This window comes from Pseudophaeobacter sp. 1A09344 (genome assembly GCF_041008745.1).
In the GTDB taxonomy this organism is placed as follows: Bacteria; Pseudomonadota; Alphaproteobacteria; order Rhodobacterales; family Rhodobacteraceae; genus Phycobacter; species Phycobacter gallaeciensis_A.
Genome location: NZ_JAXGFS010000006.1, coordinates 68,047 through 80,947, shown reverse-complemented (window position 1 = coordinate 80,947; position 12,901 = coordinate 68,047). Strand labels below are relative to the sequence as shown.

12 protein-coding genes are annotated in these 12,901 nt (G+C 61.7%); 7 read left to right on the top strand and 5 right to left on the bottom strand.

What is annotated here, in order from left to right:
- Positions 1 to 18 precede the first annotated feature (18 nt).
- The 3 genes from SM765_RS11970 to SM765_RS11960 are packed head-to-tail and all read right to left on the bottom strand — an operon-like array spanning position 19 to position 2,879.
- The gene (locus SM765_RS11970) at positions 19 to 525 is read right to left on the bottom strand and encodes a MarR family winged helix-turn-helix transcriptional regulator (RefSeq protein WP_274835267.1); all 507 of its coding nucleotides are present in this window, start codon (positions 523 to 525) and stop codon (positions 19 to 21) included.
- Entirely contained in the window at positions 522 to 2,081 is a 1,560-nt protein-coding gene (locus SM765_RS11965) for a phytoene desaturase family protein (protein ID WP_274835268.1), read from the bottom strand. Before SM765_RS11965 ends, SM765_RS11970 begins: the two co-directional genes overlap by 4 nt.
- Before the next feature lie 6 nt (positions 2,082 to 2,087).
- Positions 2,088 to 2,879, bottom strand: a complete 792-nt coding sequence (locus tag SM765_RS11960; protein ID WP_274829862.1) for a cyclase family protein — start codon at positions 2,877 to 2,879, stop codon at positions 2,088 to 2,090.
- 119 nt (positions 2,880 to 2,998) lie between these two features.
- On the opposite strand from SM765_RS11960, the gene SM765_RS11955 reads away from it, so the two are divergent.
- The 6 genes from SM765_RS11955 to SM765_RS11930 all read left to right on the top strand — a co-directional run bounded on the left by SM765_RS11955 (position 2,999) and on the right by SM765_RS11930 (position 9,750).
- Complete coding sequence (locus SM765_RS11955) at positions 2,999 to 4,570, top strand: phytoene desaturase family protein (RefSeq protein WP_274838132.1); 1,572 nt, start codon at positions 2,999 to 3,001, stop codon at positions 4,568 to 4,570.
- Positions 4,571 to 4,613: 43 nt separating this feature from the next.
- A complete protein-coding gene (locus SM765_RS11950; protein WP_065271829.1) occupies positions 4,614 to 6,140 on the top strand; it encodes an ABC transporter substrate-binding protein in 1,527 nt (508 codons plus the stop codon).
- A gap of 89 nt (positions 6,141 to 6,229) precedes the next feature.
- Positions 6,230 to 7,240: an ABC transporter permease gene (locus tag SM765_RS11945; protein ID WP_065271828.1), complete on the top strand. Its 1,011-nt coding sequence runs from the start codon at positions 6,230 to 6,232 to the stop codon at positions 7,238 to 7,240.
- Positions 7,233 to 8,081: an ABC transporter permease gene (locus SM765_RS11940; RefSeq protein ID WP_065271827.1), complete on the top strand. Its 849-nt coding sequence runs from the start codon at positions 7,233 to 7,235 to the stop codon at positions 8,079 to 8,081. The genes SM765_RS11945 and SM765_RS11940 overlap by 8 nt, the downstream gene beginning before the upstream one ends.
- Positions 8,078 to 8,950: an ABC transporter ATP-binding protein gene (locus SM765_RS11935; RefSeq protein ID WP_065271826.1), complete on the top strand. Its 873-nt coding sequence runs from the start codon at positions 8,078 to 8,080 to the stop codon at positions 8,948 to 8,950. The genes SM765_RS11940 and SM765_RS11935 overlap by 4 nt, the downstream gene beginning before the upstream one ends.
- On the top strand, positions 8,947 to 9,750 hold the full coding sequence (locus SM765_RS11930; RefSeq protein ID WP_274833060.1) for an ATP-binding cassette domain-containing protein: 804 nt from the start codon (positions 8,947 to 8,949) through the stop codon (positions 9,748 to 9,750). The genes SM765_RS11935 and SM765_RS11930 overlap by 4 nt, the downstream gene beginning before the upstream one ends.
- Before the next feature lie 90 nt (positions 9,751 to 9,840).
- Here SM765_RS11930 and SM765_RS11925 read toward each other — a convergent pair whose 3' ends face one another.
- Positions 9,841 to 11,280, bottom strand: a complete 1,440-nt coding sequence (locus tag SM765_RS11925; RefSeq protein ID WP_274835275.1) for an aldehyde dehydrogenase family protein — start codon at positions 11,278 to 11,280, stop codon at positions 9,841 to 9,843.
- A 284-nt stretch (positions 11,281 to 11,564) separates the two neighbouring features.
- Between SM765_RS11925 and SM765_RS11920 the strand changes: the two genes are divergently transcribed.
- Positions 11,565 to 12,218, top strand: coding sequence for a peroxiredoxin (locus SM765_RS11920; protein ID WP_065271823.1), 654 nt, complete (start codon positions 11,565 to 11,567; stop codon positions 12,216 to 12,218).
- Positions 12,219 to 12,267: 49 nt separating this feature from the next.
- Here SM765_RS11920 and SM765_RS11915 read toward each other — a convergent pair whose 3' ends face one another.
- Positions 12,268 to 12,783, bottom strand: coding sequence for a P-loop nucleotide/nucleoside kinase family protein (locus tag SM765_RS11915; RefSeq protein WP_274835276.1), 516 nt, complete (start codon positions 12,781 to 12,783; stop codon positions 12,268 to 12,270).
- Positions 12,784 to 12,901: the final 118 nt, after the last annotated feature.

Sequence of the window (12,901 nt, the reverse complement as noted above, 5' to 3'; positions counted from 1 at the left end):
TCGTGGAAGACGGTCAGGTTAAATCTGGTGTACGCGCACGTTGCGCAGGATGGTTTGCAGGGTGGTCACGAACTGACGCTGCTCTTCGGCACTGATGCCGGTGAACATTTGGGCATAGGCCTCGGCGATATGCGGCCAGAGCTTTTCCTGCGTCTCTCGGCCCTTTGGGGCCATGAAGATCCGGGTGGCGCGGCTGTCGTCGGGGTCGGGACGGCGGATGATCAGCTCGTCCTGTTCCAGCTTGTCCAGCGACCGGCTCAGTGTGGATTGTTCGACCACCGCATAGACGGCGAGCTCACGGATCAGCAGCCCGTCCAGCACCGACAGTACGGCGAGGGCACGCATCTTGGCCGTGTTGAGGCCGAGCGCCGCCATCTCTTCGCGCAAGGACGCGTTGTAGCGGCCCATGATGCGGTTCATCAGGTAGGGGGGGAAGTTTTCCAGCCCGATTTCACCCAGACGGGGCATCGGCGTGTCTGCTTCCTGTTGGTCTGCCGTGGCCGTGGTGGTGTCGTCCGTGCTCATGCGCCCATCCTTTTTGCAAGGTTGTAGCCGGACCCTCCGCCCAGACCGGGTCCGGGGTGAGTCGCGGCCCCAATCAGATGCAGGTCCTTCACTGCGGTGGCGTTATTGACCGATTGCGGGAAGGGGCGCCAGACAAAGAACTGGTCCAGCGTGCAGGATCCGCCATAGGGATCGCCGCCCACCAGGTTCATGTTCAGATCCTGAAGATCGGCAGGGGAATAGGCGCGGCGGGCCAGTTTGATCTTGTCGAAATCCTTGATGTGGCGGGACAGGATCGCCTCGATCCGGTCGGCAAAGGCTTCGCGGGTGGGTTCATCCCACTCGGGTCCGCTGTCGATTTCTTTTGCGGCGTCGCCTTTGATCACGCGGGGGGCGTCGGGGATTTGCAGCCACAGGATCGCCTTTCCATCCGGGCAGCGGGTGGGGTCCATGCGGTGGGGCTGGCCAACGCAGATCGTCGGCGTTTCCGGCAGCATGCCGCGTTCGGCCTCGTTGGCGGATTTCGAAACGCTGTCGACCCCGTCCGAAAGATGGATCAGGGCGACGTCTTCCAACCCCTCGCTGAGCCATTCAGGGACGGCATCCAGCGCATAGTGCAGCTGGAAATTGCCACGCCCATGGCGGTAGTTCTTCGCGGCCTCCGGCGCGGTTTCCTGCGGTAGCAGGCGGCCATAGAGTTGCGACGGCGTGACCGAAGCGATGACAGAGGCGCTGCGGATGACCTCTCCGTCGGCGGTTTCGATGCCGGTGGCGCGGCCGTTTTCGGTAAGGATACGCGTCACATCGGTGCCGGTACGGATCTCGCCGCCATTGGCGGTGATCAGCCGTTCAAAGGCTTCGGCGGCAGCCCCGGCGCCACCTTTGACCACCGGCGCCCCGGCGGCCTCCAGCGCAAAGGCAATGACGCGGCCCATCTGCCCGGAATAAGTGCTTTCGGGGGTGAGGCCGCAATGCAGCACCCAAGGCGCCCAAAGCGCCTGAAGGTTTTCGGAGCCATAAGAGCTTTCCAGCCAGCCGCGCGCCGGTTGCAGCGCTGCGCCGACCCAGGATTTGAGACCGTTGAGGCCCCGTTTCCACGCCTGTTTTGCCAGCAGTTTGGCGGTGCCAGCAGACCAGAGCGGTCCGCCCAGCAAGGCGAAAAGGAATTCGGCATCCGCCTCGATCCCGCCCACATCGCGGCCATGTTGCGCCCCGTCGCCGGGGCTGAGCGCGTCAAAGGCAGCGATATTGGCGGCGCGGTCCATGGTCAGTACGGTGGCGCGGCCATCGGGGCGCAGGACCGCCGTGGGGCGGTCCGTGTGACAGAACTCAAGCCCATGTTTCGCCAGATCGCCCGCCAGTTCTGCATAGGCAGGCGAGGTGAGGAACAGGACGAAGGTCGCCGCCATCACATCATGGGAATACCCGGGCAGCGTGATCTCATCGGTGCGCAGGCAGCCTCCGATGCGGTCCGAGCGTTCGAGCATCAGAACCGGTTTGCCCTTGCGGGACAACAGCGCGGCGGCGACCAGTGAATTGATCCCGGTGCCGATGATGATGTGAGGGGCGGCGGCCATCTGCTCTTATCCCTTGGGGACCAGCGCCAGCGCGCGGATCGGGCTGCCGGTGCCGCGCTGGATCTTCAGCGGCGCAGCGATCAGGATGGCGCCCTTGGCGGGCAGCTTGTCCAGATTGGCCAGCGAGGCCAGACCAAAGCGGTTGTTGGCGTGCAGCAGGTTATGCGCCGGGAACGGCGGGGTCATGCCGCCGGCCATGCCTGCGTCGGTGCCGATGCACTGGCTGCCCCAGCCAACGATGTCCTTGTCGACCAGATACTGGATGACCTCGGCGGTCGGTCCGGGAGTATGCGGGCCGGTTTCGTCAGCGTTGAGGAACTTGGCCTCGTCGTCGGCGTATTGATCCCAGTCGCTGCGCAGGACGACCCATTCCCCGGCTTTGATCTCGCCGTGCTCGGCCTCCCAGGCCTTCACGTGGTCGATGGTCAGCAGGAAGTCGGAATCTTCGCCGCACTCCTTGGAGAAGTCGAGCACGTTTACGGGCGCGATCAGGCGCTGCACGTCCAGCGTGTCGGTGTAGCCTTCTTCGAAATCCTTGCCGGTGATCCAGTGATGCGGCGCATCAAAGTGGGTGCCGGTGTGTTCGCCCAGCTTCATCCAGTTCCAGGCAAAGAAGGGGCCGTCTTCGTCGTATTCGCTGATTTTGTGGATTTCGACCTTGGGGGTGTTTTTCGCGAAATCTTCCGGCAGCTGCAGGATCGGAGTGTTTGGCCCCAGAACCCCGGTGCAGTCCACCACTTCGATTTCCCCGGTCAAAAGCTTGGCGCCAAGCCCGTCCAATGCGGTTGTTGCGGTCATTATCGCCTCCCGTGTTGTGTGCGGTCTGAAGGTGCCGCTTTTTGCGATGACAAATCCATGCTAGACATAATTACATGCATTTGCAAATATCAATATGTAAAGGATAAAGGAATCTGCCCATGTCAGTGGCGCCGGACGCAGTCATTATCGGAAGCGGTCACAACTCTTTGGCCTGTGCTGCGCATCTGGCGGCAAAGGGCTGGAGCGTTGCCGTATACGAGCGCGCCGAAACGCCCGGCGGGGCAGTAAAAACCGGGGAATATACGCTTCCGGGCTTTCGCCATGACTGGGCTGCGATGAATCTGTCGCTCTTTGCAGGGTCCGCATTTCATCAGAAATATGCCGAGGAATTGGCCGGGCACGGACTTGGATTCGCCCCCGCGGCGGATTGTTTTGCCTCGGTTTTTCGGGATCAGACCTGGTTGGGGATCGGCAATGATGCGGCGGCAAATGTGGCGCGAATCGCAGCCGAGAATGCGGCTGATGCAAAAGCCTGGGAGGCGTTGAGCGCCGCGTTTCCTGAGCGTGCTGAAACTTTGTTCGCTTTGCTGGGTAGTCCGATCAATAAACGTGCATTTGCATCTTTAGGCTGGAAATCCTGGCGCAAGATGGGCGCTGCCGGGCTAATGGATCTGGGGCAGTTTCTGGCGTCTTCGCCGCGCAGCTGGCTGGAAGAGACATTCGAATCGTCAAAGGTGCGTGCCCTTCTGGCGGCCTGGGGCATGCATCTGGATTTTGCCCCGGACATCGCGGGCGGTGCGCTGTTTCCTTACTTAGAAGGACAAGTGAACCAGGCGTTTGGCATGGTGCTGGGGCAGGGCGGCGCCGATGGCATCATCAAGGCCATGATCGCCATGATCGAGGCGCGCGGCGGATCGGTGACCTGCGGCGCCGAGGTGTCGCGGATTTTGCACGCGGGCGGGCGAGCCACGGGAATCGAGCTGTCGGACGGGACACAGGTGCAGGCAAAACGGGCAGTGATCGCCAATGTCGCCCCTGCCGCGATGCTGCGGCTGACCGGCGGCACACCCGACAAACGGTATGATCGCGGGATGGAGAAATTTTCTCACGCGCCGGGGACCATGATGATCCATCTGGCGATGGAGGATCTGCCGGACTGGGCGGCCGGGGACGATCTGAAACGCTTTGCCTATGTGCATATGGCGCCCGAGCTTGACCAGATGGCGCGCACCTATGCGCAGGCCAAGGCGGGGCTGTTGCCGGATGAGCCGGTGATCGTATGCGGTCAGCCCACCGTCATCGACCCCAGTCGCGCGCCCGAGGGCAAACATGTTCTATGGTTGCAGGTGCGCATGGTGCCCGGTCAGATCAAGGGCGATGCCGCCGGACAGATCACCGCCACCGACTGGACTGAGGCAGCGCAGCCCATGGCAGAGCGCGCGCTCGATATCCTTGAAACCTATGCGCCCGGTACAAGGGCAAAGATCCTTGGCCAGCATATCGTGACGCCCACCATGCTGGAGGCCGATAACCCCAACCTTGTGGGCGGGGATCAGGTCTGTGGCAGTCACCAGCTCAACCAGCATTTCATGTTCCGGCCCCTGCGCGGGTTTGCGGATGGCTCCACCCCGATCCGTGATCTTTATCACACCGGGGCGGCTGTCTGGCCCGGAGCGGGAACCGGAGCCGGGGCGGGATACCTCCTCGGGCAAAAACTGGCCGGCACCTAATCACAACAACATGTCGGCCTTCCAACCAACAGGGAAAAGCAAAATGAAATTGACAAGACGCACTTTACTTCAGAGCACCGCCGCCAGCGTGGCGCTTGCCGGGGCCAGCCTGCCCAGCTTTGCCGCCGGGATCGAAGAGCTGGTGATTGCCTATAACGTGAACCTGCCCAGCTGGGATCCGACCGTCGGTCCCTCGGCGGTGAACCCCACCATTCAGGGCATCTACCAATCGGTGTTCGATCTGTTCATCCCGCAGAACCCGGATCTGTCCTTTGGTTCCGGGATCATCAGCGATTATGGCTGGAACGATGACAAGACAAAGGTCTGGATGGATGTGCGCGAAGGCGTCACCTGGCACAATGGCGATCCCCTGACACCCGAAGACGTGGTCTGGTCGCTGGAACGTGCGGGCAACCCCGAGACCGGCAACCCGATCCAGTTCATCTGGGGCAAGATCGGCAATTTCTCCATCGAGGGGAACCGCGTCACCGCTGACGTGCTGGCCTATGAGCCGACGATCTTCAAATGGATGAGCTTCCTGACCGGCTATATCCTGCCCAAGAAATACTACGAGGAAGTCGGGGCAGATGGCTTTGAGGCCGCGCCTGTGGGCACCGGTCCCTATATGGTCGAAAAGTTCGAGCGCAACGCATTCGTGCGCCTGAAGGCGAACGAGAACTACTGGGGCGGCGCGCCCGAATTCAAATCCGTCACCATCAAGTTCGTGACCGATGCCGCCAGCCGCGTGGCCGAGGTGGAATCGGGCAACGCCCATGTGACGCTGGAAATGCCCTATGAGGAATTCGACCGCCTGAAGGAAAAATCGGGCATCATGGGCACTGCCGCACCGGTGTCGGATATCGGCATGATCTTCATCAACGATATCGAAGTGATGACCGATCCCAACGTGCGCATGGCCATGGCCCATGCGATCGACAAACAGCTGATCATCGACCGGCTGCTGTCCGGCTATGGCGTGGCGATCGACACGCTGCAGACGCCCGATTACGTGGGCTATGACGAGACGATCAAGGTCGCCTATGATCCGGAGAAGTCCAAGGAGCTGCTGGCGGCCTCTGGCTATGGTCCCGACAATCCGGTGAAATTCACCATCCAGACCACCCGTGGCTTTAAGCCGAAGGATTACGAGATCATCCAGGCCATCGTCGGTCTGTGGCGCCGGGTCGGTATCGAGGCCGAGATCGAAGTCTACGAGATTGCCAAACACTACGAGCTGCGCGCGGCCGACACATTGGCGCCTGCGGCCTTCTACAACTGGGGCAACTCGATTGGTGATCCCACCACCTCGACCGGCTTTGCCATGTTCGGCCCCTCGCCGCATTCGGTCTGGGACGGTGAGGAGCTGATGCAGAAGATCCTGCCGCTCTGGGGTGAATCGGACGAGGACAAGCGGATCGCGGGCTGGAAGGACGTGGACCGTTTCATCGCCGAGAACGCGCTGGTGATCCCGCTGCTGCAATATGTTCAGCCGATCCTGCACAGCGATCAGGTGAAGGTGGTGCCGCATGCCTCGGGCGCGCTGTTGCCGCATCTGATGACACGGGCCTGATCCCTCTCTCCCTTGGTTGCGGGGCATCGGTCTGATTGTGCCGGTGCCCCGCGGCCCTTTTTCACGACCTCACAGAACGAAGGTAGACAATGCAGATCCTGCGCAGAATGATCGCGCGGCTGGCGGCCACTATGGTGACGCTGGTCGGGGTGGCGATCATCGTCTTTGTGGTTATCCGCGTGGTGCCGGGCAATCCGATTGCCATGATGCTGCCGCCGGGGGCCACCGATGCGGATATCCAGCGGCTTCAGGCGCTTTACGGGTTCGACAAATCGATCCCCGAACAATTCCTGATCTGGGCCTCTGGCGTGCTTCAGGGGGATTTCGGAACCTCGATTTCCCTGCGCCAGCCGGTGTCCGAACTGGTGCTGGGCCGTCTGCCCGCCACGTTGGAACTATCAGTAATGGCGTTGGTAATCGCGGTGATGCTGGGCGGCACCATGGCGTTGACCGCGACGCTTTACCGGGGCACGCGCGTCGAAGGTGCGATCGATGTGGCCGGGGGCATGGCCCTGTCGGTGCCCGACTTCCTGTGGGGGCTGGTGCTGATCCTGCTCTTTGGCGTGCTTTGGCCGCTGTTTCATATCTCGGGCCGGGTGTCGCCCTCGCTGGGGTTCGAGTTCCAGTCGAATTTCTATCTCTGGGAAAGCTTCATCCGCCTGCGGTTCGATGTCTGGGCCGATATCGTCGCCCATATGTTCATGCCCGCGCTGGCGCTGGCGATCCCGCTGGCGGCGATCATCTCGCAGCTGCTGAAACAGTCGCTGAAGGAAACCATGCATCTGGATTACGTGACCCTGGCGCGCACCAAGGGCTACGCCGAGACCAGCATCATCACCCGCGAGGCGCTGCCCAATGCGATCCTGCCGACGCTGACCTTGGTCGGGGTGCAGTTCACCTTCCTGATTGGCGGCACGGTCATTGTGGAGCGGCTGTTTTCTTATGAGGGGCTGGGCAACATGGCCATTGATGCGGTGATCAACCGCGATCTGCCACTGATCCAGGGGATCGTGATCCTGTTCGCCCTGATTTTCACCGTGGTCAATTTGGTCGTCGACATGACCTATGCCGCCCTGAACCCGAGGCTCCGTCATGCGTGATACCCGAGCACACACCCGCAAACCGGGCCTGCGCCTGTGGCTGTCCGGGGGCTGGATCAGCCTTCTAGTTCTGGCCGCGCTGTTGGCGCCCTGGATCAGCCCGCATGATCCGCTGGCGCAGGACCTGTTCGCCGGACGGATGCCGCCCTTCTGGGAGACGGGCGCCGATCCCAATTACTGGCTGGGCACCGATTCCCTGGGCCGCGATGTCCTCAGCCGCATTCTGCATGGCGCCCGGCTGGCGCTGAGCGTGGCGCTGATCGCCGGGGTGCTGACCTGTCTGATTGGGGCCACGCTGGGCCTGATCGCTGGCTATTACGGCGGCTGGGCCGATCTGGTGATTTCCCGCCTCGTGGATATCTGGATGGCCTTCCCGCCGGTCCTTTTTGCGATCCTGCTGATCGCGGTTCTGGGCACTGGCATGACTTCGATCATCATCGCCATCGTGGTGATTGACTGGACCCGTTTTGCCCGGGTGATCCGGGCCGAAGCAATGAGCCAGGGCAAGATGGATTACGTCGCCTCGGCACAGGTTGTGGGGCGCACCCGGTTCGGTACCGCGCTGACGGAAATCCTGCCCAACGTGCTGCCCACCATCGTGGCGCTGCTGACGCTGGAGATGGGCATTGCAATCATCGTCGAGGCGATCCTCAGCTTTGTGAACCTGTCGATCTCCACCGATGCGCCGACCTGGGGCGGGATGATCGCCGAGGGGCGCACCTCGGTCCATCAGGCCTGGTGGGTGCTGGTGTTCCCGCTGGTCGCCCTGTTTTTCACCGTTCTCAGCTTCTCGCAGCTTGGCGAGGGTCTGAAGGACCATTTCGATCCGGTGCTGCGATGAGCTTTCTGTCCATTCAAGACCTGACCGTGCGCCTCAGGGGCAATGTGCCGATCTTGCGGCGTGTGTCGCTCAATGTGGCGGCGGGTGAATCCCGCGCCCTTGTCGGCGAAAGCGGCGCAGGCAAATCCATGATCGGCAAATCGGTGCTGGGCACCCTGCCGCAGGCGCTGGGAATCACCGGCGGGCAGATCATCCTGGAAGGCGAGGATCTGGGCCAGCTGTCACCGCGCGCGCGCCGCCAGAGGATTGGCGCCAAGGTCGCCCTGATCCCACAGGATCCGCTGACCGCGCTCAACCCTTCGCGCCGGGTGGGGCCGCAGATCACCAACCGGCTGGTGGATATCCTTGGCTGGTCGCGCAAGGCCGCCGAGGCCCGGGCGCTGGAGCTGCTGGAAGAGGTCCATATCCCCGATCCCGCCCGCGTCATGCGCGCCTACCCGCACGAGCTGTCGGGGGGAATGCGCCAGCGGATCCTCATTGCCTCCGCCTTTGCGGCAGAGCCGAAGCTGATCATCGCGGATGAGCCGACGACCGCGCTGGATGTCACCGTGCAGAAGCAGATCCTGCGGCTGATCTCGGACATGCAGCAACGCCATGGTACCGCGCTGTTGTTCGTGACCCATGATCTGGGCGTGGTCTCCAAGGTCTGCCAGACCATGACCGTGCTCTACTCCGGCAAGGTGGTCGAGGACACCAAGGTGCGCGACTTCTTCGCGAGCCCCGGGCATCCCTATTCGGCGGCCCTGTTGGCAGCGACGCCGAAATACACCGATCCGGACGGCAGTCTGACCCCGGTCCCCGACGCGGTGATCCGCGCGGTGGAGGAAGAGGTTGCGGCCTTTGACCGACAAATGGAGGGCTCGGCATGAGTGATGTGATCTATGATGTGAAGGATCTGCGGCTCAGCTTTCCGGACATGTCGCGCAAGCCACTGCTGGGTCCTGCGCCGCGGATCGAGATCCTCAAGGGGCTGACCTTCCAGATCCCGAAGGGTGAGGTTTTAGGCATCGTTGGCGGCTCTGGGTCCGGTAAATCCACATTGGGGCGGGCGCTGATCCGGTTGATTGAACCGGACAGTGGTCAAATTTCGTTTGAGGGGACAGACATCACCCATATGTCAGAGGAGGCCCTGCGCCCCCTGCGGCGGCGGTTCCAGATGATCTTTCAGGATCCCCTGTCCTCGCTTAACCCGCGCCGCCGGGTGGGGGGGATCATCGCCGGTCCCTTGCGCCTGCATGGGTTGGAGGGGATCGACGCCCGCGTAAATGAGGCGCTGGATATGGTGGGCCTGCCACGCAGCTTTGCCAGCCGCTATCCGCATGAATTGTCCGGTGGGCAGCGTCAGCGCGTCGGTATCGCCCGCGCCATCGCCCTGCGCCCCGATTTCATCCTCGCGGATGAGATCGTCTCGGGGCTGGATGTCTCAAGCCAGGCGCAGGTGCTGAACCTGCTCGAAGAATTGGTGCGCGAGCTGGGCCTGACGCTGGCCTTCATCAGCCACGATCTGTCGGTGATCCGCCGCCTGTGCAGCCGCATTCTGGTGCTCTATCAGGGCGAAATTGTCGAAAACGCCGCCACGGCGGACCTGTTTGCGGCCCCGACTGCGCCTTATACGCAAGAACTGCTGTCTGCGATCCCGCTGCCCGATCCCGATCAAGTTTGGGCGTAACGGGGAGCTGCAAGACCCCGTGCACCACACGGGCAAAAGAAAAGCCGCTCCGGATAGGAGCGGCTTTTGCTATTTCAAAGAGGCTGAAAATCAGTCGGTGGACCAGCCGCCGACGGCTTTGATTTCTAGGAAATCCTCGATCCCGAAGATACCGCCTTCACGGCCGTTGCCGGACTGTTTCATGCCGCCAAAGGGCGCACCGGGGGAGCGGGACTGGCCGTTCATTTCCACCATGCCCGACCGCAGCACGCGGGCCATGCGGTTGGCCTTGGCGCCGTCCTGGGTCTGCACGTAGTTGGTCAGACCATAGGGAGTGTCGTTGGCGATCTCGACGGCTTCTTCCTCGGTCTCGAAGGGGATGATCGACAGGACCGGGCCAAAGATCTCTTCACGGGCGATGGTCATCTGGTTGTTCACATCGGCAAAGACGGTCGGTTTGACGTAAAAGCCTTTGTTGAATCCTTCGGGGCGCCCTGTGCCACCGGCGACAAGACGCGCGCCCTCGTCGATACCCTTCTGGATCAGGTCCTGAATCTTGTTCCACTGGGTTTCATTGACCACGGGGCCGATGTGGCGACCTTCCTCGGACGCCGGGCCGACGGTGACCTTGGCGGCAACTTCGGCAGCGGTGGCCACGGCCTGATCGTAGATGCCTTTCTGAACCAGCATCCGCGAAGGCGCGTTGCAGCTTTGGCCGGTGTTGTTCATCATGTGCAGCACGCCACGCTTGACCGCTTTTTCGTCGGCATCGTCAAAGATCACGTTGGCGCCTTTGCCGCCCAGCTCAAGGTGCACCTTCTTCAGGGTGTCGGCAGCCGCCTTGGAGATCGCGGTGCCTGCGCGGGTCGAACCGGTGAAGGAGACCATGTCCACATCCGGGTGCGAGGACAGCTGCGTGCCGACGCCGACGCCATCGCCGTTCACCAGGTTGAAGACACCGGCGGGGAAACCTGCCTCGTCCATCAGCTCGGCAAAGATCATCGCATCCAGCGGGCTTTCCTCGGAAGGCTTCAGAACCATGGTGCAGCCCGCGATGGCCGCGGCGCCCACCTTGAGGGTGATCTGGTTCATCGGCCAGTTCCAGGGCGTGATCAGGGCAGCAACACCGACGGCTTCGTAGATGATGCGGTCGTTCTGGAAGCGGTCGCTCAGGGGGCGTTCAAATTCAAACGCCTTGGCCGCGCGGACAAAATTCTTCAGGTGGAAGATGCCGGCGCCAACCTGCTGGGTGCGGGACATCTCGATCGGGGCGCCCATCTCGGTGGACATCGCCTGCGCCAGATCTTCGCCGCGGGCCTGGTAAACCTCGATCAGCTTTTCCACCAGCGCGATCCGCTCTTCTACCGGGGTCGCCATCCAGCCGGGCAGGGCGGCCTTGGCAGCGGCAACGGCGGCATTGGTATCGGCTTCGGATCCCAGGGAAATCACTGCACAGGGTTCTTCGGTGGAAGGATCGATGACATTGTGATCCTTGGCTGCCGCAGGAGCAACCCATTGGCCATTGATGTAAAAGTCGCGTTTCTCGATCATGTCCAGATCTCCCAAATCAGACGTTTCGCCAGTTTGTACCGGCGCTTTCGCGCGCCACTGTGTCACTGCCTTGACCCTTGGGCAAGACCACATTCACATAATTTGATCAAATTATGTGAGGCGAATTTTCGCGGATAAACCCAGGGTTTTCCGTTTTGTCGCAGGTGATTGGCACTTTTGTGCTGGTCTTGACGCCGCAGGGGTTTAACCTGCGCTGCGATTGATTACCTTGCGTAGCAAGATACGTATTGAAAACTGAATGTGAACGCAGAGAGGAGACCGTCATGGGTTTGCGCATCAACGATGTGGTTCCGAATTTCACCGCCGAGACCGATCAGGGCACCATCACCTTCCACGACTGGATCGGGGATAGCTGGGCGATCCTGTTTTCCCACCCCAAGGATTTCACCCCGGTCTGCACCACTGAATTTGGTGCCGTGGCGCAGCTGTCCGAGGAATGGGCCAAGCGCAACACCAAGGTGATCGGCGTGTCCGTTGACGGCGTCGAGGACCACAAGAAGTGGAAGGGCGACATTGAAAGCTATGCCAAAACTCCGGCAGGCTTCCCGATCATCGCGGACGAAGGGCTCGCCGTGTCCAAGGCCTTTGACATGCTGCCCGCCGAAGCCTACCTGCCCGATGGCCGCACTCCGGCCGACAGCGCCACAGTGCGCTCGGTCTTCATCATCGGCCCGGACAAGCAGTTGAAACTGTCGATGACCTACCCGATGTCGGTGGGCCGCAACTTTGCCGAGATCCTGCGCGCGCTGGACGGTCTGCAGATGACCACCGGCCACGGCGTTGCCACCCCTGCCGACTGGGTGCCGGGTCAGGATGTGATCATCCCGCCGACCGTGTCGAACGAAGACGCCAAGGCCAAGTTCGGTGAGTTCGAAACCATCTTCCCCTACCTGCGCAAGACCAAAGCGCCGGAATAAGTCGGAAGACCATTTTGAAGTTCAGCAAGGGGGCCGTTTGGCCCCTTTGTCATTTCGTTGGCTGTGCCTTTTCGGGTGTGGTGTGAAACACGATAATTAACCCCTCCTGCGGCGTGGGCAGGACAAAGTGCTTCGAGAACTGGTGAAACTGTTCTTCGGTTGCCGAGAACGGATGCTCCCCACTGGCATTTCGCGCACGCAGCCGGGCAAGGCAGACTTCTTCCGGGACATCCAGCACATGCAGTTGATGGTCTGCACTAGTCCTGTCGAGAATGCCGCGCATCCAGACGCGTTGCTGGATCGTATTTGCGGCGAAATCCAGCACCACGGAAACCCCTGCGTTGAGCAGGTCGATGACATGAGGCGCCACGGTCTCGCGTAGCCGCCCGGTACAACGCAGGTAATCGGCCCCGGTTTCTATCTCGCCGAGGAAGAGAGTGTTCAGCCATTGGTCCTCGGCAATGCGTACGGCCTTGTCTTCGCGCGTCAGGTGATCGGCGAGAGTGGATTTGCCAGAGGCGATCTTGCCGCACAGCATGTGCAGCGTCGGAAGTGTTTGAGACATTTCAGAAACTCTTGAAAGCGCGCAGATTCCAAGTGGCGCGCATGTGTTGTTCAGCGTTCGACCACCCGGCCCGACGATCAGGCCGGGACGGTAATTCGCGCTTGGCGCGGCAGGGGGA

Coding starts and splice junctions, on each gene's coding strand:
- SM765_RS11930 (WP_274833060.1), top strand. CDS start 8,947: ATGAGTGATGTGATCTATGATGTGAAGGATCTGCGGCTCAGCTTTCCG.
- SM765_RS11925 (WP_274835275.1), bottom strand. CDS start 11,280: ATGATCGAGAAACGCGACTTTTACATCAATGGCCAATGGGTTGCTCCT.
- SM765_RS11965 (WP_274835268.1), bottom strand. CDS start 2,081: ATGGCCGCCGCCCCTCACATCATCATCGGCACCGGGATCAATTCACTG.
- SM765_RS11970 (WP_274835267.1), bottom strand. CDS start 525: ATGAGCACGGACGACACCACCACGGCCACGGCAGACCAACAGGAAGCA.
- SM765_RS11955 (WP_274838132.1), top strand. CDS start 2,999: ATGTCAGTGGCGCCGGACGCAGTCATTATCGGAAGCGGTCACAACTCT.
- SM765_RS11935 (WP_065271826.1), top strand. CDS start 8,078: ATGAGCTTTCTGTCCATTCAAGACCTGACCGTGCGCCTCAGGGGCAAT.
- SM765_RS11945 (WP_065271828.1), top strand. CDS start 6,230: ATGCAGATCCTGCGCAGAATGATCGCGCGGCTGGCGGCCACTATGGTG.
- SM765_RS11920 (WP_065271823.1), top strand. CDS start 11,565: ATGGGTTTGCGCATCAACGATGTGGTTCCGAATTTCACCGCCGAGACC.
- SM765_RS11940 (WP_065271827.1), top strand. CDS start 7,233: ATGCGTGATACCCGAGCACACACCCGCAAACCGGGCCTGCGCCTGTGG.
- SM765_RS11915 (WP_274835276.1), bottom strand. CDS start 12,783: ATGTCTCAAACACTTCCGACGCTGCACATGCTGTGCGGCAAGATCGCC.
- SM765_RS11960 (WP_274829862.1), bottom strand. CDS start 2,879: ATGACCGCAACAACCGCATTGGACGGGCTTGGCGCCAAGCTTTTGACC.
- SM765_RS11950 (WP_065271829.1), top strand. CDS start 4,614: ATGAAATTGACAAGACGCACTTTACTTCAGAGCACCGCCGCCAGCGTG.